The organism is Pseudoalteromonas sp. T1lg23B (assembly GCF_002964665.1).
GTDB lineage: Bacteria > Pseudomonadota > Gammaproteobacteria > Enterobacterales > Alteromonadaceae > Pseudoalteromonas.
Window position 1 is genome coordinate 650,465 of record NZ_PQBZ01000034.1, and the last position, 17,052, is coordinate 667,516.

Genomic DNA, 17,052 nt, shown 5'->3' on the forward strand with positions numbered 1-17,052 from the left:
AAAACAATATTATCACTTAACCTGAACTCCTAATGCACCTTTTACGGATATAAAATACTTCGTTAATACGCCTACTTTTTAATTCGCTTAAAATTTTATGAAATACATTGGATTGTTATAGGGTCTTCATCAACAGCAAAATTATCACTTACTGATCAACATCCTGATGTTTGAAGGAGCTATCTATATGAAGATTATTGTGAGCATAGTTACTATGTTATGTGTCGCTTTTTCTGTCCATGCGGAATTGGTCACTTCGCTATCCAGCGAAAAGAGTGAATATAATTTAAACTTTCACCCCTCGTTTGGTCGTGCTGTGCTGGCTCGTTCACAGCAAGATTTCGAAAATGCAGAGATTTGGCAGTATCATATACAGGGCGATAGCTTTACCAAAGCACATAAAATAACCCTTGGTCCAACTGAATTTAAATACTCAGATCCAATGTATTCGCCTAATGGTAAAGAAATTTATTTTATTTCCGACAGGCCGATTGAAGACCAAAGCACGCGCCAAGACTACAACATCTGGCGAGCAACACTCATGGACCAAACGGCTCGCAATATCATGGCACTAGACAAAACCATCAACTCTAGAGACGATGAGTTTGGTCCAGAAATACATCAAGGAAAACTTTATTTCGCAACACGCAAAGGACGAAACTACACACTCATGGCTAAAGATGAGAGCAGTAGCCAAGCCATGCAATGGACAAACATACCCAGAGCACAAGATATAGAAATGCGCAGTGATCTGAGTTTTTCTCCAGATGGAAAAGTAGCTGTTTTTTGGCAGCTTTCGAAGACTATACCTCAAGCTGATATTTATGCGAGCCGGTTTAATGCCGGTCAATGGAGCACGCCTATCAAATTATTGGCCGACGTCAACTCAGAATATCATGAGATCAGCCCGCAATTTTCACCGGATGGCAAGTGGCTCTATTTTAGCAGTGAACGCCCAGAGCTCGGTTATGATCTATTTAATATTCACAGAGTTCGCACCAAGCAAGCCTTTCCTGTGGACTGGTATGAGGCGCATTTTGCCCCAAAAGACATCAATCTATTGGCCGACAAATCGACCATACGAGCGATTACTCAGTTTGCTTACACGCTCACTTTAAATAATTCTGGCAAACTCACAAAACAACATGTTTTGGTTGATTATCACCCTTTTAGTTTGAAGATCGTACGAGACGACATCAAATATCAAATTGATAACGGATCAGGGCTTAAAATAGACTTAAATACACAACTTACGACTACCATGAGTGACCATGAAATTAATAAGGAACTTAAGAGTCTACGCATGAATTTCTTAGACTTGCTAAAGCAAAGAGATACGTTGATATACAGGCAATATAATGAAAATCTAGAGAATGAAACTGTTTATCGTGTTGAGTCACAAGAAATAGAGCCATTTAGCATAATTGTTGACAAAAATAATCAGAAAATATTGAAGTTACTCTATGATGACTCAAGTTTCGGTGCAGAATCAGATTATCTAAAAATCAATGGGATATGGTGGCCGCATAAGTTTTCATTTTATGTAAATAATAAAAAATTAGCCACGGGAGAATTTTCTAATATGTGCATTTCATTACTCAAAGATAAATCCAAACAATGTGCACTTAAAGAAGAAAGTAATTAACCGATGAAGCAGTTAATTCTAAGAGGTGGGAGCAATGATAAGTAAAAAGTTAAACGATATAGATACTATTTTAACTTCTCAAGGACAAGTGAGAGGCTTAAATAAAGCCTCTCACATAAATTTAGCGAATATATACGCGCGTATAACTTATCGTTCTTGCATATGAAGAGGTTGGATAATAGGCTCGGTCAAAAGTTATATTAGGCTCAATACCTGTAAATATTTTTGAATGTGAACCAGCTTCAGAGCTATTCGATAATACTAACGCTGCGTTGTTTGAATAAGGCGAACCAAATAAATTGAGCGTTGCACTATCTGTTTTTAGAGAATCTGCAAGCGATTTTCGGATTTTGCTGACACTAATGAAACTCTGATATCTAGGTTTTGAGTCAAAGCCTCGGTATTCTTCAACCATGATTGAATATGCGTCCGTTCTTAAGGCTAACCAATATTCGTCATCAAGCACACCTGCACTATCATACTTAACTGAATTTGTTGGATTTAAAGGTTGTGACAGTCGATCATTGGCAAACAAAGTCCAGCCACCACCATTCGTGGTCATATCACAATACACAGATATTTCGAATGCATTGCCTCCAGGTCCGTCAACATCTATGTGATAAAAACCATTACCAATACTTTTGCCAGCATGCAGAATCTCTTTACACGAACTATATTTTGGTTCAGCACTTTGTTTAGCAAACTCAAAGTTAGTATTTTGTATCTCACCCGTATCTTCATCAAAGGCTGATAACACATATTTATATATACCCAAACCATATGCTTGAGGTACATTGATGTAGCCGTTTGACTTATCAATACTTTCATCTGGCATCAGGGTGATAGATTTAGGTGTCGAGCGCGTCATTATTTTTCCATCTGGAAAAACAATATAATCGTAATACTTTATATTTCTAACTTGCTCGCCGTTATTTTTCAATAAACTGGAGAAATATAGCCTACCTCCTTCTTCATTAACCACTGGCTTTTGTTCATGTGCAGAAGCCGTAATATCTAATTCTGCAAAAACCGCGGGGCTAGAAAGTAGTAATAAACTAGAAATTGCAATCGCTTTTTTCATATCAAATCCTTTTTTGATTGTGCTTTATAGCGAAAGCGATCATACATGTTTCTTAAGTAACTAAAAAGGGTACTAATGTAAGTCTATGTATTTTTAAATAATGATAGTGAGCTTGGTAAATTAGGAAGGAGGCCAGAGCCTGCGCTTAGCGCACAGGATGGCCTTAGTTGGAGAAAGGAATCGTTGGTAGGATTTATAGAAGAAGTGTCACGAACGTATCGATGTTTTGTAGATACGCCCGTCAAGTTTAAAATGGGTAAAATAGGTACTCATTCGATACATCTATGAATGAAGGAATTAAGCGAGCTGCTCACAAACCAAGTGAGAGCGGAAGCCCTGTTTGTTGATACAATGCTCAACCTCACAGACGAACCAGCTACCATCTAAGTCGCTTTTAGTGTTAGATATTTTAACAATGCCACCAGCAACGATTTGGGCATTACCGATACAAGAGATGAGACTACTGGTGCTGGCGCGTTTTAGACGATTTAGTTTTGCTTTAGCCGCTCTTGTAGCGGTTGCCTTATCGGCATATACGTAAGACAGTACGACACTTGGACTGCCACTGCCCACTTTAACTGGCACCCGCTCAGCCGTGTCAATATCGTGGTAGAATGCCGTCACATCCCCCACCTCGCGACAGGCATCTTTGTCATATCGCCAACTTAGAATGTCAGAGGTCGTGAGCTCAACTTCTTTTAACGCCTGACCAGATAAACTTCGGCCCGTGCCTCTGGCCATAAAAATCAATTTGTCGTGGGAGATTTTTAAGATGGCGTCAAATTGCTCGGCAAGTGATGTGAGCAGTTGAGCGTCACTTTCATTTTGTTCAATATGCGGCAGCTCGATGTTGATAAACGCCTCGCCCACTCTAGCATCAAGACCGTACTCGCCAGCAATATCGGATACCAGCTCCCCCAACTTTTTCGGCTGTTTAGGGTCTTTAGGCCAAGAGCGTTGCTTAGGGGCTTTGAGCGCTGTGTGCCAAAGCAGTTTATTGCCAAACAGTTCCAGTGAGCGCACAGGGCCCGTCAAGCTGAACTCTCCCACCTCAAAGCGGCCAAGAGGATGAAGCGTAGCGCTTTTATCCTCATTGCCCTCTTTATATCCCATCGCAATCTCGATAACATCAGTAGGCTTAGGTTGTTGAATTGGCGCAACTTCTAGGTTGTCAAAACGCACATAGCAACTGTCGCTGGCCAAGCCCGTTTTGAGCTTGACCGTAACGTTAACAACGCGGTCTATCAGGCGTTGTGCAACTTCTTTTGCATTGGTTTTGATAGAAAACTGAGGTTGAATATTCATGATTTGTTCCTCAGTCCCAGATGTTGATAATGTTCTGCTGTACTGGCTTTTCAATTACCTCGGGAAGAAATATCGCGATATTTTCTGGATATATAGCCCCTAATTCAGCCAAACCATGGTTTGCTTCAAGCACCATTTCAACCATAGTGCTGCTACGACCATAATGATGCCAACAGATATTGTCTAAGCAATCACCATCACGCGTAATATAAGTTACCCCGCTCATTGTTCATCTCCTTACTTGGTATTGCCGTCGTAACGATCTAAGGTCATTTGAAATTGGATTTCTCTGGGAATACCATCATTGAGAAATAATGAACGCTCCTCATTGATTGATTTAATGATCCATTTCCCTAAGATCCTGCCCACGGAAGCATCAGACTTACCATTTACTTTCACATAGCCAAGCGTAAGCGGTTTGCCCTTCGCCGCTTCAGCTCTCATGTTATCCACTTGATGGAGCCCATCTTTGACGAGCTGGGGATAAATCGTGCCATCTAAATTGATAGTCTGTGCCCCCACTCCAACAAACTGCTGGACTGGGCTTTTACCTTCTGTTTGAGAGTCTTGGGTTTTCCAGCGATACTCCGTCGCGTAAGATAATTTGCTAAACGCCGCACTGCTCACCGAGAACTTATAGTCCCCCAGTTGCATCATATGTGACGCGTGACTTACTTTAGCCATTAGCTACCTCATCAATATATCGCAAGCGCATATCACGCTGTGCTTGCTGTTGTTTTTCCTCAAGAACTTGCTTGATTTGCTCAGCAATATCCAATGCCGACATCTCTGGTGTCGCATTGACCGTAATATTGGCATTCACGGTAACGCTACTGTTTACATGCTGCGCTGGTGATTTATCGCTAGTCGTTTTTTGCCCTAGCGTATTGAGATCACTTGGATTGCTCGCCAACATATCCGCCTGCTGTTCGTCGGCAAGTTGTTGTGCTGGCGCTAATTTTTGGCTTGCCTTTGCACTATGAGAACGACTCTTCGCCAGAGCGTTATGCGAACTTCCCTGCTCAAAGCTTGGATCGTTGGCCGCACCGCCCAAAGAAGCATCTACGTTGGCAATCGTTAACGCGTGCGTTGTCGCTGCATCAGTTTGCTGAGCTGCTGATTGTTTTGCATCACTATCTTCGAGCGAGCTACCAAACCAATCGCCTAAGAAGCCACCTAATGACTCACCTCCAAACGAACCAATTGCGCCACCAATCGCACCGCCAATCAACGTGCCCACACCTGGAATGATTGAACCAATGGCAGCCCCTGCCGCAGCTCCTGCGAGCGCGCCACCGGCACCACCTGCTGCAGAACCAATTTGCTGCGATTTCTCGCGTTTGCTTAGGCTATCATCGGCCAATGTACCGCCAATATCCGCAGCGCTCATAATGGCTCTAAGCGGGCCAGTAAATCGACCTAATGTTTTGGCTAGCGGGTTTTTCATTAATCTCTTAACAAAACCACCCACTTTAGGCTTAGCCTGCTTGTTACCACCAAAAACTGGGTCATTCGCGGCGACGCCTTTACCTAGTTTCGCTTGGCTCGCTGACTGAGACTTATTCGACGCAGCGGCTTGCTTGGCGTTATCTTTGCGGCCTCCTTCCAATACCTTTAGCGCGGGTTTTGGTGATTGTGCAGGTTTACCTTTATGCTTATTGGACAAATTGTGTTCAGTATCATCCTGTGCGTCTTTTACCCATGGTTGGGTATTGCTACGCGGCTGAGACTGACGATTTTTAGTCCCTTTGCGTTTTGCTTTATTGCGTTTTCTATTACGCTTTTTCCCTTTTTTTGGCTTATCTTTTTGCTCTTCTGGCGCGTCATCGCTGCCTAAGTTCTCAAAGAAGTCAGTTGCGGCATCGCCTATCGATGATAAGTCACCATTTAGGATCCCTTTGAAATCAAGCTTGCCAATGGCAGAAGCGTGTTTTTCAAAAACGGAAGCCGCATCGTTTAGACCGAACGAGTTAAGAAGATCAGGGCCCGCTTTGACCAATGATTGAAGGTCACCATCCATGATGCCTTTCATGTCTAGCTGCTTCAGTGCGGGTATGGACTTTTTAAGTGCATCTGCTGGACCTTGCAGGTTTGCCGCCTTAAGTAAATCTGGACCTGCATCTAACAGCGATGACATGTCTCCAGCCGCAATGCCCTGCAAGTCTAATTGTTTTAAGCCCGGTAACGCTGTTTTCAGCGCCTTAGCTGGGCCTTTTAAATTAGCCGCTTTAAGTAAATCAGGACCTGCATCCAATAGCGAAGATAAATCTCCCGATGCAATACCTTGCAAATCTAATTGCTTCAGTGCTGGCATTGCGGTTTTCAGCGCCTTAGCTGGGCCTTTTAAATTAGCCGCTTTAAGTAAATTAGGACCGGCATCCAATAGCGAAGATAAATCTCCCGATGCAATACCTTGCAAATCTAATTGCTTAAGCGCCGGCATTGCGGTTTTCAGCGCCTTAGCTGGGCCTTTTAAATTAGCCGCTTTGAGTAAATCAGGACCTGCATCCAATACCGAAGATAAATCTCCCGATGCAATACCTTGCAAATCTAATTGCTTAAGCGCCGGCATCGCGGTTTTCAGCGCTTTGGCTGGGCCTTTTAAATTGGCCGCTTTGAGTAAATCAGGACCGGCATCCAATACCGAAGATAAATCTCCCGATGCAATACCTTGCAAATCTAATTGCTTAAGCGCCGGCATTGCGGTTTTCAGCGCTTTAGCTGGGCCTTTTAAATTGGCCGCTTTAAGTAAATCAGGACCTGCATCCAATACCGAAGATAAGTCTCCGGATGCGATACCTTGCAAATCTAATTGCTTAAGCGCCGGCATTGCGGTTTTCAACGCCTTTGCTGGACCTTTGAGGTTAGCGGCTTTTAACAGCTGTGGCGCCAGCTCTAAAATTGAAGCCAAATCGCCCTCAGCAACAGCTTGCATATTCAGCTGATTGACTGCTGGCAGCTTGCTGGATGCCTGTTTTTTAGACACCTGAGTTTGTGTTTGTACGGCGCCTCGTTTTTTACCAGCTCGTTTGTTTTTACCAAGCGGCTTATCGTGCAGCGCTGTACTAATTTTAGATGCTTTGCCCTTGTCAAAAATTGGATTAGCCACTGTTTTGGCAATCAGCTTATTCGCAGAAGGCACGGCCGGCTTAAGTTTGTCTGGCGCTGGGCCTTTATTGTCAGCCATCTGCTGGTTTTGAGCGGTTGTGCTTGCCGCAGCCTGCTTTGTTACCTTGTTTATTTGTTGTGTACTAACACCTTTTACTTTGAGGCTTGCAACCGTATCAAGTAACTCTCGTATCGCATTGCCGACCCCCTCCTCTACGCCACTTGGTAACTCATTGGAGAGCTGCTCAATCGAATGAGTAACTGCACCGATAGACCAGTCCAACGATGTTAGGCTGTCATCCAGAGATTCAACATCTATCGCTTTGAGCAAACCAAGCGTACTGGCTTGTACTGAAACTAGGTTCTCGCTCATGATACTTTGTGTACCAAGCTGGCGTACCACGGACTCTTCAACATTCAACAAACCAGCTTCTACATTTGCCGCGTTATCACGCCCTGTATTGCTGGCAATCGGTGTTTGTTGCGAAGGACTCGTGATATTTACAGCTGATGAACTTGCACTCACCTCTAAAGCCGCGTTCAACTCCAACAAATGCGCACGCAGGTCGGTAATATGGTTTGCAAGCAAATCATTAACGTTGAACGTGGCAAGTAAGCCAAGTAGTGATTCAAGGGGTTTGCTGTCAAAAGCCAGCGCTTGCGATTGAAGCTGTTGCATCACCTGTCCAAGCAATTCGGCACTGGCGCTAATATCTTCATATGGCTGAATTTTTGGCAGCTTGTTTTTCACTTTATTTTCAGCAGTTCCCTGCAAAGTTGATGCACCCTGTTGTGTGGCGCGATTTTGATCGGAAGGATCCACAAATGTCATAGCAATACCTGAGAAATACATAGAAGTGAGCGAAGTGCCTGTGATAACTCTGCATTGATTACCAAAGGAGGGATGGTGTGCAGTGACAGGCGTGGTGTTTGTATTTTGTACGGCAAATAACACTAAGCAATGTTATTTGCCGTACAAAAAAGGCAGGGGTTACCCTGCCTCTGTGGATTGTTTGTATTCAACGGCTGCCTCGAACCATTCGCATAGCTCAGGCTCGGTCAGCGCGTTTAACTCGTTTAGGCCCCACCCAGTATATTTAGCGAGGGCAATAACCATGGCTTTTAAGCGCTTGGGCGGGATACGAGAAAAGCCTGTAGCTTTTCTCGTAACTTGACAAAGTCGCTCCAGTCAAGTTCTTCAATCACGTCTGGAGAAACTTCACACAAATTCGAGAAGTAGCGAATTTCGCTCTCTGATTCACTCAAATCTGTTTTGTCCACCATTAAACGATCACGTACTTTTGGTCGTCTCATCTTTAGTTCTGCATACTCATGCGCATCGACCGTGACTGGGAAGTTCAGTTTAATGATATCTGTCATAATTTATTAAGCTCCAATTGCAGCACGTAGAAGTGCCATTTGATCTTTACCGTTGATAATACGAGTGTCGTTTTGTAGGTCGATGTCGTAGATAACATCCTGACCAATTTCTAGCTTGTATTTTTGAACCGCGTATTGAAGCGTCAATTTCGCTTCTTCGCCGTCTTTCCAGTTGCCCATATCAACTTCTTTGAAGAAGCCTTCTAGAGTCACTTTCACTGGCACAGGCTCTTCGCCTTGTGCTTGAATCGCACCACGTGCTGTTAGTGGTGTTGTTTTACCACTCCAGTCACCTAGTAGCTTCATCATGTCAGCGTTGTACTCAAGTAGTGTTACTGAGCCTTCAAGCTTTTCAAGCTGGCCTACATCAAGTTCGATTGGCGCTTGGAAACCTGAGGTTACTTCGCGTGTTTTCACTGTTACTTTTGGCAACGTGATTTCGTCAGCAATACCTAGGTAGCCTTTACCATCAACGAATAGCTTGAATTTTTTTAAGATTTTAGGAGACATTGCCATTATACGATTTCCTCTAGGTAGTTGTTGGTAAGAATGCTCTTGAAGGTGATGTGCTCAGCAGGTGTTGGTGGTGTAAAGTCGAAGCTAAAGTACACTTTACCTGCCTGAATGTTTTCAGGTGTGTTCAGGTCTGCATCAGCCCAGATTTGACCGCCGATAATCGCACCTTGCGCTTTTAAGCTATCAAGGTATGACTGTACGCTTTGCGTCACATCTTCGATGTAAGTTTTTGTGATGTTACGGTCTACCGCCCACATGTGAGCACGTAGTAATGAGTCGTTGATCATGTCCGCTGTACGAACCACAGACAGGAACGCCCATTTAGGGTCGTCAGAACACGTGCGGTTACCCCATAACTTGAAGCCATTTTGACGGATAATCGTCGCAACTTCGTTTTCGTTCAGTAAGTTAGCACGAGCGTTAGCATCACCTAACTGGAAGTCGATTGGACGTTCAGTCGCTACGATACCATTCATGTTAGTGTTACTTGGGCTCCACCAGAAACCACGGTCGTTGTCTGATTTTGCAATCATACCCGCAACACGTGAACTAGCCGGTTCAACCACAGATTTACCGTCACGGAATACTTTAACCGCAGGGTCAACCACAAACACACGGCGTGAGCCGAAGTCTTTACGATATGCTTTTGCTGCGTTGTCGTCTGTACTTGGGCCATCAGCGATAATCACAGCGCGTAAACGCTCTGCAACTGTAACCATGTTAGAAACTACTGGGTTCTTCTCAGTACCGTTCTTCTGGTGCGTGTAACCTGGGGCGATTAGAATACGAGGAGCAACACCCACGACTGACTCAGCACCTAGTAGTGCCTGCATACCTGTGTAAGCGCCATCGCTATCAACACCACCGATGATGTTGTTAGTCACAGTTGCTTCGTCACCATCAGCAACACGTACCACAATCACAACAGCGCCAGCTTGGTCGAAAATACCGTCAATCGCAGGAACTAATGAACCCTTAAGGCCATACTCAACGTCGGTGACTGTTTTCTCAACTTTTTCCTGAATCGCTGCTAACTCGTCAGCCGTTGGTTCAACATCACCATTTGCCGCTTTGTGAGCTGCAACCGCTTCTGCTTCTGCAGCAGCACGTAATGTCGCTAAACGCGCTTTGAAATCAGCATTGCTTGGGCTTACTAATTTCGCGGCTTCTGCTCGTTTACCTGCAATTAATACAGGTGTATTAAGTGGAAACGCTTCTTCGTCAGCGAATGGCGCTGTACCTACTAAGCCAATTACTGAGCTTTTTACTGTTTTGATTGGACGAGTGCCTGATTGCGCCTCGATCACCTCTACACCATGTAGAAATTGTGACATATGATTCTCCTTTAAGGGTATGTCAGTTAGAAACAAAAAAACCACGCTTAGCGTGGTTTTAAGATTTAAAAAATAAGAGTTTTGTGTTGTTACACTTGTATGCCTTCAATGATTACTGGTTCGCCATTAATTAAATACAAACCATTAATATCTATAGACAACTTACCGCTGCCGGCTGGATGCACGGCAACCGATTCAAGACGAAAGCGAGGCTCCCATTTTTCCAATCCCTCTGAAATCGCCAGAGTGATATCTCCCACCAAAGAACTGGAAAATGGGCTGTCGAGTAAGTCGAATAAACCACACCCATAGTCACGCCGCATGACGCGACTGCCAAGCGGCGTTGTGACTATGTCCCGAATACTTTGTTTTAGATGGTCAACGCCCGAGAGCGGCCGACCCGTTTGAGCATTCATGCCTATCATTTTGTAACCTTTTGCATTAACCACCGACTGTGAAACTACCGACTCCTAGTGCGATTTTGCCACCACAACTGGTGGGGTCGCCAAGACGCGCAACCGCCTTCCCTGCGATAGTAAAACTGCCAGCTCCTTGCGCAACCGTCGCACCGACATGTTTTACTTTAGGATCAGCAGCTAGATTATGCGTGCTTATTGAGTCGCCCTGTCGCAATACCGGTTTTCCCGCCACGGTAAAGCTGGTTTGCGACGCACTGATGGAACCGGGTAAAAAGCCCACGTGTAAGTCTGTGATGTGGGCATCAACTGAAATTGCCGGCATAACTTACTCCTGAGCGCTGATCTTACTACCGTTGAGTTTGAGCGTAGCCGATGCTTTAACCGTTAAATCACCACCAGTCGCTTCAAGGTCAAGGGTTTTACCCTTTAAACTGAGGTTATCTGCGGCCGTTACTGCAATATTCTTGTCAGCATTGACCGTGGCATTCCCCGTTACATTAACGGTGGCGTTGTTTTTGACTGTGATGTTTAAGTCGTTATCACATTCTAAAATAATGTCTTTGGCAGACTTGAGCTTGATAACCGCGGTATCTTCCTTAACGTCTATCAGGTATTGGTGCTTCTTGCGGTCATATTCCACCATGGAACCATCCTGATATTTGGTACGTTGTACATTGACCCGTTCATCCTTGCCCACATCACTGGCCACACTTTCTAAGTTATGGCCATTTTGATACAAGCTGCCAAGCACCACGCCTTGTGCTAAATCACCACAAGGGGCAAGTACCATGACCTGTTCACCCACCTCTGGCGCTTGCCAAGTTAAGTCGTTAAATGCCTGATTAGTCAGCCAAGGGAGCCAAGTTGTTAACCAGCTACCAATTTTCACACGTACTTTGGCCTTTTCGTAATCCACCTCATTCACAGTGCCAAGTGAGATAAGCTTAGCCAAACGGCTTTGCATATCTGCCTGTGCCAGATTACCTTGTAGAGGGTTAGCCTGCATTTTCCACCTCCGCGATGACCACTTCACCTTCGGCATTCACGGTAGCCACATGATGATGTTCTCCACCGTGTGGGCCTAGATATACATCGGTTATCACAGGACCTGGTGCTTCTTCAGGAAGCTCAACTTGATAGTAAAACTCCCAAACCAGCTTAGCCTTACCTATCGTGGTGTCGCTTTGTTTGGTAAATGCAAACTCGCCGCTATGAGCGACAAAGTGTTGCCAAGGAACGGGCACATCGTCTGCCTGCATCAGCGCTTCACTGCTATCAATCACCCCGTCTAACCGCTTTAGTAGCGCGATGTTATCGGCATCTTCAGCTTCGATATCTAGTTGCAATTTCAGCACTCGTCTGTCGAGTGGATTTGGGCTTAAGTTCTTATTTGACGTGGGCCCATAAGTGACACCTGAGGCGGCACCTGTACTTTGCAACTCACTGGCTTGACGTTCTGATACCAGTGTGACACACAGCTGCGCCACTTGGGTTAAGTCTGGATAAGGCATAACAGGTTTTATCAAACCCACCTGTGCGACGCCCTGTAATCCAGACGTCAGGTACTCAAGCACCTTTTCAACTAGGGTACTGCGATGATTCATAGTGATTCTCTGATATAAATGCTCAGCCTTTTAAAATAAACAATGGCTGGAGGATTAACGGCGGACGATGTGCCCGAAGAGGGTTAGATAGCTTGAACTTTTATCTCAGCTCTGGCGAGCTCTCTAAGTTGCTTAACATCAGCTGGAATAGCTTTACCAGTTTCAACTTCTCTTATTACGTACCAATCGGTTTTGTACAAATAGTGACGTAAGTCATTATCGATATCATACTGAGAACGCTCTCCTCCCAGCTCATCTGTCTTTTTTACTAATTGTTCAACCATTATAATCACCTTTCAAATTGTGGTTTTTCAAAATAGCCCCACTTACCTTTTGGCACCTTACCAAAAGTAACACCAGGAAGAGCAATCAAGCAGCTGGCTCCTTTTTCCAAGTATATGTGAGGTCCAAAGTTGTAGTTTGCCCCACCATTAGGCATATTTTCGTGCCGCGTTACTTCATGCCACTTACCATCGACTGGGACTTCATACTGATCCAAAGGATAAGTAAAGCGAACCCTACCTTGCTCAGCTTTTATCCAGCCGCCATGAGTAAAAGGCACATTCTGTGGTAGCCCTCCTTGGTAAATCGAATAAGCATTAGAAAAATCTGGATAGTCATCTACTTCTAATGCTTTTACTCTAACTATTGCGAAGTCAGGCTGATTATATTTAGGAACACCGCCTTTTATATCCCTATACATAGCCTGTATTTCAGGATCTTTGTCTTCAGCTTCAGTTCCATGTTGTGAATAAGCAACAATTTCACACTCATAGTGAGCGGTATTACGGCAACCAAAACCATCAGGGATCCCTTTAGTTCCAGGTGTCAAACTTCCATTAATTTTCAACTCTTGATTGCGTGTTGCTCTGAAAAAAGGCAACTCAGTTCGAAATCGACTATCAATAAAGCCTGCAATATCATTCGAAAGCGCAGACGACTTCTCTTCTAGTTTGTTAATCGTGGAAGTTACGGTAGATTCAACCTCACCCATCTTGGCACTAACGGTACTATTAATTTGCCCAATTTGGTTTTGCACAGTTTGGGTCAAACTATCGGCAGCGGTTACCACATCGGTTAAACGCTGTGTCATGGTTTTCTCTTGTTCTGACATGATCACTCCTAAGTTATTGAGCTTGCTCTAAAGCCACTAAACGCAGCTCTTGTTCGATTTGACGTTGCATGGTGTTAAGCTGTACCAACGCCATATCGGCAAGCTCTCTGTCCACAATGATATTGAGGTTATCGACACCCACTTTGACTTCCACACTGTCTGATGGAATTTGCGCCAGTGATAAAGTGAGCCACTGCAACACTTTTACATCTGGGGTGCGATAACCTAAAGTAGTGTTTTCTTGTGAGTACACACCGAGCAAAATGAGTTCGGGCTCACCTTCACCGTTATAATCGGGTGACTCAATAAACACCCCAATTTCGCGAATGGCGTACTCCAAAGGTGCATCGAATTTAGCGGCTATTTTCAAACTGCTGCTTTCGCCCTCGCTGTAATCGGTATCAACAATGGCGACCCGCTCTTTTTCGCCTTTCAGTGCGGTTTGTGTTTTGGTGGGTGTATAGGCTGCATCACCAAAAGCCATGTGACTGATTTTGCCTTTGAATCCGCGTTGCGTGGCACTGAGCAAAGCATCAAGACCGGCTTGCGTAAACTGCAAGGTTAGTGCTGACATTAAGTCGCTCCTTGTAAGGTTAAATGGTTAAACTGAATACGTGTTAATAGCGCAGAAATCCCCTGAGAAATTGCAGCGGGCTCTGGTGCCAACCCCAACCAACCGGCCTGATATTCACAGCGAGCCAAAGCACTTTTTCCTGCCAATACAACCGCTGTTTTTCCATGCGCTTGTTCCGGTGTAACCCCTTGGAATTGAGTGTGTTTATCTAAGCTTGCAAGACCATGCTGGGTCGCTATAGATGCGCCAGCTTTAAGTGCAATGCTATCTGGACGAACCCCGTTAAATGCCCCATCCTTGCGGGCGAGTCCAATCCTTGCACCACTAAACAACCCAGTTCCAAAAGATTCTTTTAACGAAATACCAAGTTGAACCTCAACATGTACTGCGGCACGCTTTGCCGTATCAACAATGCGTTTGACCTGTTCCAACATGGCTTTAGTAAGCAATCCCTGCTCATTGCTGTCCAAGTTCTGGTTCACTAATGCGTGTACAATTACCGTACCGCGCTTGGCACCTTCACTTTGCCACCATTCTTGAATATCCGTTTCAATACCTAAGCTATCTAACGCTTTTTTAAGCGCATAGGGCGTGGCTTTATAACGATGTACTTCAAAAGCATCAGCAATCACTTGGCGCTTATTTTTTTCACTCCAAGCGTCGTTCCAATCATCGACAGATAGCGACCATGCCAGCCAAGGTAATAGCTGCGCGGGACATTTTTGCGGATGCCAAATGTCATGCAACAGCTCGGTTTTATCCGGATAGGTCAATAACTGAGTCAAAGCCTGTAATAATTGGCTGGCACTACTTGGGAGTAACTTTGGTAAGTTTTCAAAATGATCCATTACGCATCCTCAACCACCGCCGCATGAACGGTAATGCTTGTGCATAGTGCCACTTCATTGGCTGCCACCTGAATATCCTCAGTTGGGCTTATAATGCGACCACTTTCCACACCGCTTTGGTTAAGCGCTGCAAACAGTCCCATTTGGTTAATATCTCTTCCCAGTAAACTTTGCTGAGCCAAATATTGATTTAATGCTGTTTTCACAGTCTGTTCCACAACCGACGCGGCGGGGCCTGGTGCAATATTTATGGCGACTTCCAGTGCAAATTCTTTCGTTGCTGGGCCTGCTATTGTTACTCTGTCGCCGAGCGGTCTCACTTTAGAAGCATGATTACTCATACTGCCATCCGCATTTAACCCAAAGTATTTATGCAATGTATTTAACAGTTCGGTGGATGGTTGACCGTGTTGTTCATGACTTAAAATCGTGAGATGAATATCACACGGCTCAGGACTTGCGACGTAAACATCCTTTACTCTGGAGTCTGCTGAGAGTGCATGAAACTGATACGCCTGCTTACTACCTGCTGTGTTTAGCCCTTCAAAGACCATTTGAATACGGCGTTTAAAGCGCTCATCGGTTTCGTCATCTTGTCGCGCTAAGTTGTAGCGTGCGGCGATGGCGTCCAAGTCGTTCCCTTTGGCACTGGCGAGCATATTACCTTTGACGGCATCATTGAGTTTGCCATCAAACAGAAGCTGCTGATATGCCATCATTTCTAACATCACTAGCATCGGCTCAGACTCAAGGCCCAATGCCTCTGTATACTGAGGGTAATGCGATAATAGCTTTTCTTTAAGCTTTGCAAGCTTGTGTTCAAAATCCAGCTCTGTAATGGTGTCAGGTAGTGGCACCTTGGACATATCTAATAAATTAAAAACGCGCATAAAGTACCTCTGAGGCCAATAAAAAAGCCTGCACCGAAGTGCAGGCCAATTTGCTTGGATAATGGAGCTTGTTGTAACCAAACGCTGTAGAGAAGCATTTAGTTAATCATTCAGTATATGTGTATCTTACTGATTTTTATGGTTTTAAACAGGTCAATGCTGCCCTCTTTAAAACACTTAAATGTGTTCATCTCGTTACTCATAACAAGTTAGTGCATGACACGGTAGAAAAGTTTCATCACACGTGAAACTAATTCCAACCTCAATGCTTACTGTCGCAACCTTTTTCACTTTGCCAATAAAAAAGCCTGCTTAATGAAGCAGGCTGTTAATGCAAAAATGGGACTGTACTTGCTAAGTAACTCATCTCGCCATTGAGATGATTAATCAGCATATGTGTATCTTACTGATTTTTAGGAGTTAAAACAGGTCAATGCTGTCCGGTACGAACTATTTAAATTAAGGCTCGCACTGTCACTAATCGCTTAGCGAGAAACTATGCTCATAACTTAGTGTTTCAGCAAGCCCAGCTCATCGTTAGGCTGCTTGGCCACATACCTAGAGACTTCATTGTAGCAGCCGCTAGGTATGTAAACATGCCCCATTATTTTTGCTAATAAAAAAGCCTGCTTAAAGAAGCAGGCTTTTAGGGCAAGTTGGGATTGTGTTTGCTAAGTAACTCATCTCTCAATTGAGTTGATTAATCAGCATATGTGTATCTTACTGATTTTTAGGAGTTAAAACAGGTCAATGCTGTCCGGTTCACACTAATTAGTGTTTCTAGACCTTATTCCTCGGCAAACTCATCCAGCTTATAATGGTAATTGCTTAGCTCCTCTAACGACGACATCTGCATAATATGTGCTTCTGCGTCGTTACTGGCTTGGCGTAATGACTCTCGATAAGCCAGCACGTTAGACAATACCTCTGTGGCAGACGCGACTCGTGCACTGTCTTGAGCCAATTTGGCAACTTCTAAACGCTCTTGTGCTCTTTCCAGTTGCCATTGCTCGGTAGTTAAACGACGATAAGTCAGACGTTTTACCTCGGCCACTTTTTGCTCTTTAAGGAATTGCAATTTTTGCTGCTCTGCGTCACTAGACTGGCTATTAGCTAAATACGCTTGTGCTGTACTGTCATTCCAGCGCTCACCTGTATCAGGGTGTACCAGCCAAAAACTACCATCTATATACATGCCTTTTTGAGCATCATAATAACTGTTCATATTAAACTC

Annotated in this window: 19 protein-coding genes; 1 reads left to right on the top strand and 18 read right to left on the bottom strand. The window is 44.3% G+C overall.

Annotation, left to right across the window (positions count from 1 at the left end):
• The first annotated feature begins 187 nt into the window (after window positions 1-187).
• The gene (locus C2M32_RS11310) at window positions 188-1,645 is read left to right on the top strand and encodes a PD40 domain-containing protein (RefSeq protein WP_199886153.1); all 1,458 of its coding nucleotides are present in this window, start codon (window positions 188-190) and stop codon (window positions 1,643-1,645) included.
• A 121-nt stretch (window positions 1,646-1,766) separates the two neighbouring features.
• Here the strand turns inward: C2M32_RS11310 and C2M32_RS11315 are convergent, their stop codons facing one another.
• From C2M32_RS11315 to C2M32_RS11400, 18 genes are all read right to left on the bottom strand, one after another.
• Complete coding sequence (locus tag C2M32_RS11315; protein WP_105168521.1) at window positions 1,767-2,726, bottom strand: fibrinogen-like YCDxxxxGGGW domain-containing protein; 960 nt, start codon at window positions 2,724-2,726, stop codon at window positions 1,767-1,769.
• A gap of 297 nt (window positions 2,727-3,023) precedes the next feature.
• Window positions 3,024-4,031, bottom strand: a complete 1,008-nt coding sequence (locus C2M32_RS11320; protein ID WP_105168522.1) for a phage late control D family protein — start codon at window positions 4,029-4,031, stop codon at window positions 3,024-3,026.
• A 10-nt stretch (window positions 4,032-4,041) separates the two neighbouring features.
• Complete coding sequence (locus C2M32_RS11325) at window positions 4,042-4,257, bottom strand: tail protein X (RefSeq protein WP_070985079.1); 216 nt, start codon at window positions 4,255-4,257, stop codon at window positions 4,042-4,044.
• Between the two features lie 11 nt (window positions 4,258-4,268).
• Window positions 4,269-4,715 carry a phage tail protein gene (locus tag C2M32_RS11330; RefSeq protein ID WP_070990887.1) on the bottom strand — a complete coding sequence of 149 codons (447 nt, stop codon included), beginning with the start codon at window positions 4,713-4,715 and terminating at the stop codon, window positions 4,269-4,271.
• Window positions 4,708-7,971 carry a hypothetical protein gene (locus tag C2M32_RS11335; protein WP_105168523.1) on the bottom strand — a complete coding sequence of 1,088 codons (3,264 nt, stop codon included), beginning with the start codon at window positions 7,969-7,971 and terminating at the stop codon, window positions 4,708-4,710. Before C2M32_RS11335 ends, C2M32_RS11330 begins: the two co-directional genes overlap by 8 nt.
• A gap of 290 nt (window positions 7,972-8,261) precedes the next feature.
• Window positions 8,262-8,519 carry a phage tail assembly protein gene (locus tag C2M32_RS11340; RefSeq protein ID WP_105168524.1) on the bottom strand — a complete coding sequence of 86 codons (258 nt, stop codon included), beginning with the start codon at window positions 8,517-8,519 and terminating at the stop codon, window positions 8,262-8,264.
• A 6-nt stretch (window positions 8,520-8,525) separates the two neighbouring features.
• Window positions 8,526-9,035 (bottom strand): phage major tail tube protein, encoded by a 510-nt coding sequence (locus C2M32_RS11345; RefSeq protein WP_083330482.1) that lies wholly within the window; start codon window positions 9,033-9,035, stop codon window positions 8,526-8,528.
• Entirely contained in the window at window positions 9,035-10,369 is a 1,335-nt protein-coding gene (locus C2M32_RS11350) for a phage tail sheath subtilisin-like domain-containing protein (RefSeq protein ID WP_105168525.1), read from the bottom strand. Before C2M32_RS11350 ends, C2M32_RS11345 begins: the two co-directional genes overlap by 1 nt.
• A gap of 89 nt (window positions 10,370-10,458) precedes the next feature.
• Entirely contained in the window at window positions 10,459-10,794 is a 336-nt protein-coding gene (locus C2M32_RS11355) for a GPW/gp25 family protein (protein WP_070990891.1), read from the bottom strand.
• A gap of 16 nt (window positions 10,795-10,810) precedes the next feature.
• A complete protein-coding gene (locus C2M32_RS11360) occupies window positions 10,811-11,110 on the bottom strand; it encodes a PAAR domain-containing protein (protein ID WP_105168526.1) in 300 nt (99 codons plus the stop codon).
• Between the two features lie 3 nt (window positions 11,111-11,113).
• Entirely contained in the window at window positions 11,114-11,794 is a 681-nt protein-coding gene (locus C2M32_RS11365; protein WP_105168527.1) for a phage baseplate assembly protein V, read from the bottom strand.
• A complete protein-coding gene (locus tag C2M32_RS11370) occupies window positions 11,784-12,392 on the bottom strand; it encodes a hypothetical protein (RefSeq protein ID WP_105168528.1) in 609 nt (202 codons plus the stop codon). The genes C2M32_RS11365 and C2M32_RS11370 overlap by 11 nt, the downstream gene beginning before the upstream one ends.
• A gap of 83 nt (window positions 12,393-12,475) precedes the next feature.
• Window positions 12,476-12,676 carry a hypothetical protein gene (locus C2M32_RS11375; RefSeq protein ID WP_105168529.1) on the bottom strand — a complete coding sequence of 67 codons (201 nt, stop codon included), beginning with the start codon at window positions 12,674-12,676 and terminating at the stop codon, window positions 12,476-12,478.
• A gap of 5 nt (window positions 12,677-12,681) precedes the next feature.
• Window positions 12,682-13,506 carry a hypothetical protein gene (locus C2M32_RS11380; protein WP_105168530.1) on the bottom strand — a complete coding sequence of 275 codons (825 nt, stop codon included), beginning with the start codon at window positions 13,504-13,506 and terminating at the stop codon, window positions 12,682-12,684.
• 13 nt (window positions 13,507-13,519) lie between these two features.
• On the bottom strand, window positions 13,520-14,080 hold the full coding sequence (locus tag C2M32_RS11385) for a phage tail-collar fiber domain-containing protein (RefSeq protein ID WP_105168531.1): 561 nt from the start codon (window positions 14,078-14,080) through the stop codon (window positions 13,520-13,522).
• A complete protein-coding gene (locus tag C2M32_RS11390; RefSeq protein ID WP_105168532.1) occupies window positions 14,080-14,928 on the bottom strand; it encodes a phage tail protein I in 849 nt (282 codons plus the stop codon). Before C2M32_RS11390 ends, C2M32_RS11385 begins: the two co-directional genes overlap by 1 nt.
• On the bottom strand, window positions 14,928-15,818 hold the full coding sequence (locus tag C2M32_RS11395; RefSeq protein ID WP_105168533.1) for a baseplate assembly protein: 891 nt from the start codon (window positions 15,816-15,818) through the stop codon (window positions 14,928-14,930). The genes C2M32_RS11390 and C2M32_RS11395 overlap by 1 nt, the downstream gene beginning before the upstream one ends.
• A 787-nt stretch (window positions 15,819-16,605) precedes the next feature.
• Window positions 16,606-17,043 carry a hypothetical protein gene (locus C2M32_RS11400; protein WP_105168534.1) on the bottom strand — a complete coding sequence of 146 codons (438 nt, stop codon included), beginning with the start codon at window positions 17,041-17,043 and terminating at the stop codon, window positions 16,606-16,608.
• Window positions 17,044-17,052: the final 9 nt, after the last annotated feature.

Bases quoted from the DNA above. Each gene is read 5' to 3' on its own strand.
- C2M32_RS11310 (WP_199886153.1), top strand. From the start codon at position 188: ATGAAGATTATTGTGAGCATAGTTACTATGTTATGTGTCGCTTTTTCT.
- C2M32_RS11315 (WP_105168521.1), bottom strand. From the start codon at position 2,726: ATGAAAAAAGCGATTGCAATTTCTAGTTTATTACTACTTTCTAGCCCC.
- C2M32_RS11320 (WP_105168522.1), bottom strand. From the start codon at position 4,031: ATGAATATTCAACCTCAGTTTTCTATCAAAACCAATGCAAAAGAAGTT.
- C2M32_RS11325 (WP_070985079.1), bottom strand. From the start codon at position 4,257: ATGAGCGGGGTAACTTATATTACGCGTGATGGTGATTGCTTAGACAAT.
- C2M32_RS11330 (WP_070990887.1), bottom strand. From the start codon at position 4,715: ATGGCTAAAGTAAGTCACGCGTCACATATGATGCAACTGGGGGACTAT.
- C2M32_RS11335 (WP_105168523.1), bottom strand. From the start codon at position 7,971: ATGACATTTGTGGATCCTTCCGATCAAAATCGCGCCACACAACAGGGT.
- C2M32_RS11340 (WP_105168524.1), bottom strand. From the start codon at position 8,519: ATGACAGATATCATTAAACTGAACTTCCCAGTCACGGTCGATGCGCAT.
- C2M32_RS11345 (WP_083330482.1), bottom strand. From the start codon at position 9,035: ATGGCAATGTCTCCTAAAATCTTAAAAAAATTCAAGCTATTCGTTGAT.
- C2M32_RS11350 (WP_105168525.1), bottom strand. From the start codon at position 10,369: ATGTCACAATTTCTACATGGTGTAGAGGTGATCGAGGCGCAATCAGGC.
- C2M32_RS11355 (WP_070990891.1), bottom strand. From the start codon at position 10,794: ATGATAGGCATGAATGCTCAAACGGGTCGGCCGCTCTCGGGCGTTGAC.
- C2M32_RS11360 (WP_105168526.1), bottom strand. From the start codon at position 11,110: ATGCCGGCAATTTCAGTTGATGCCCACATCACAGACTTACACGTGGGC.
- C2M32_RS11365 (WP_105168527.1), bottom strand. From the start codon at position 11,794: ATGCAGGCTAACCCTCTACAAGGTAATCTGGCACAGGCAGATATGCAA.
- C2M32_RS11370 (WP_105168528.1), bottom strand. From the start codon at position 12,392: ATGAATCATCGCAGTACCCTAGTTGAAAAGGTGCTTGAGTACCTGACG.
- C2M32_RS11375 (WP_105168529.1), bottom strand. From the start codon at position 12,676: ATGGTTGAACAATTAGTAAAAAAGACAGATGAGCTGGGAGGAGAGCGT.
- C2M32_RS11380 (WP_105168530.1), bottom strand. From the start codon at position 13,506: ATGTCAGAACAAGAGAAAACCATGACACAGCGTTTAACCGATGTGGTA.
- C2M32_RS11385 (WP_105168531.1), bottom strand. From the start codon at position 14,080: ATGTCAGCACTAACCTTGCAGTTTACGCAAGCCGGTCTTGATGCTTTG.
- C2M32_RS11390 (WP_105168532.1), bottom strand. From the start codon at position 14,928: ATGGATCATTTTGAAAACTTACCAAAGTTACTCCCAAGTAGTGCCAGC.
- C2M32_RS11395 (WP_105168533.1), bottom strand. From the start codon at position 15,818: ATGCGCGTTTTTAATTTATTAGATATGTCCAAGGTGCCACTACCTGAC.
- C2M32_RS11400 (WP_105168534.1), bottom strand. From the start codon at position 17,043: ATGAACAGTTATTATGATGCTCAAAAAGGCATGTATATAGATGGTAGT.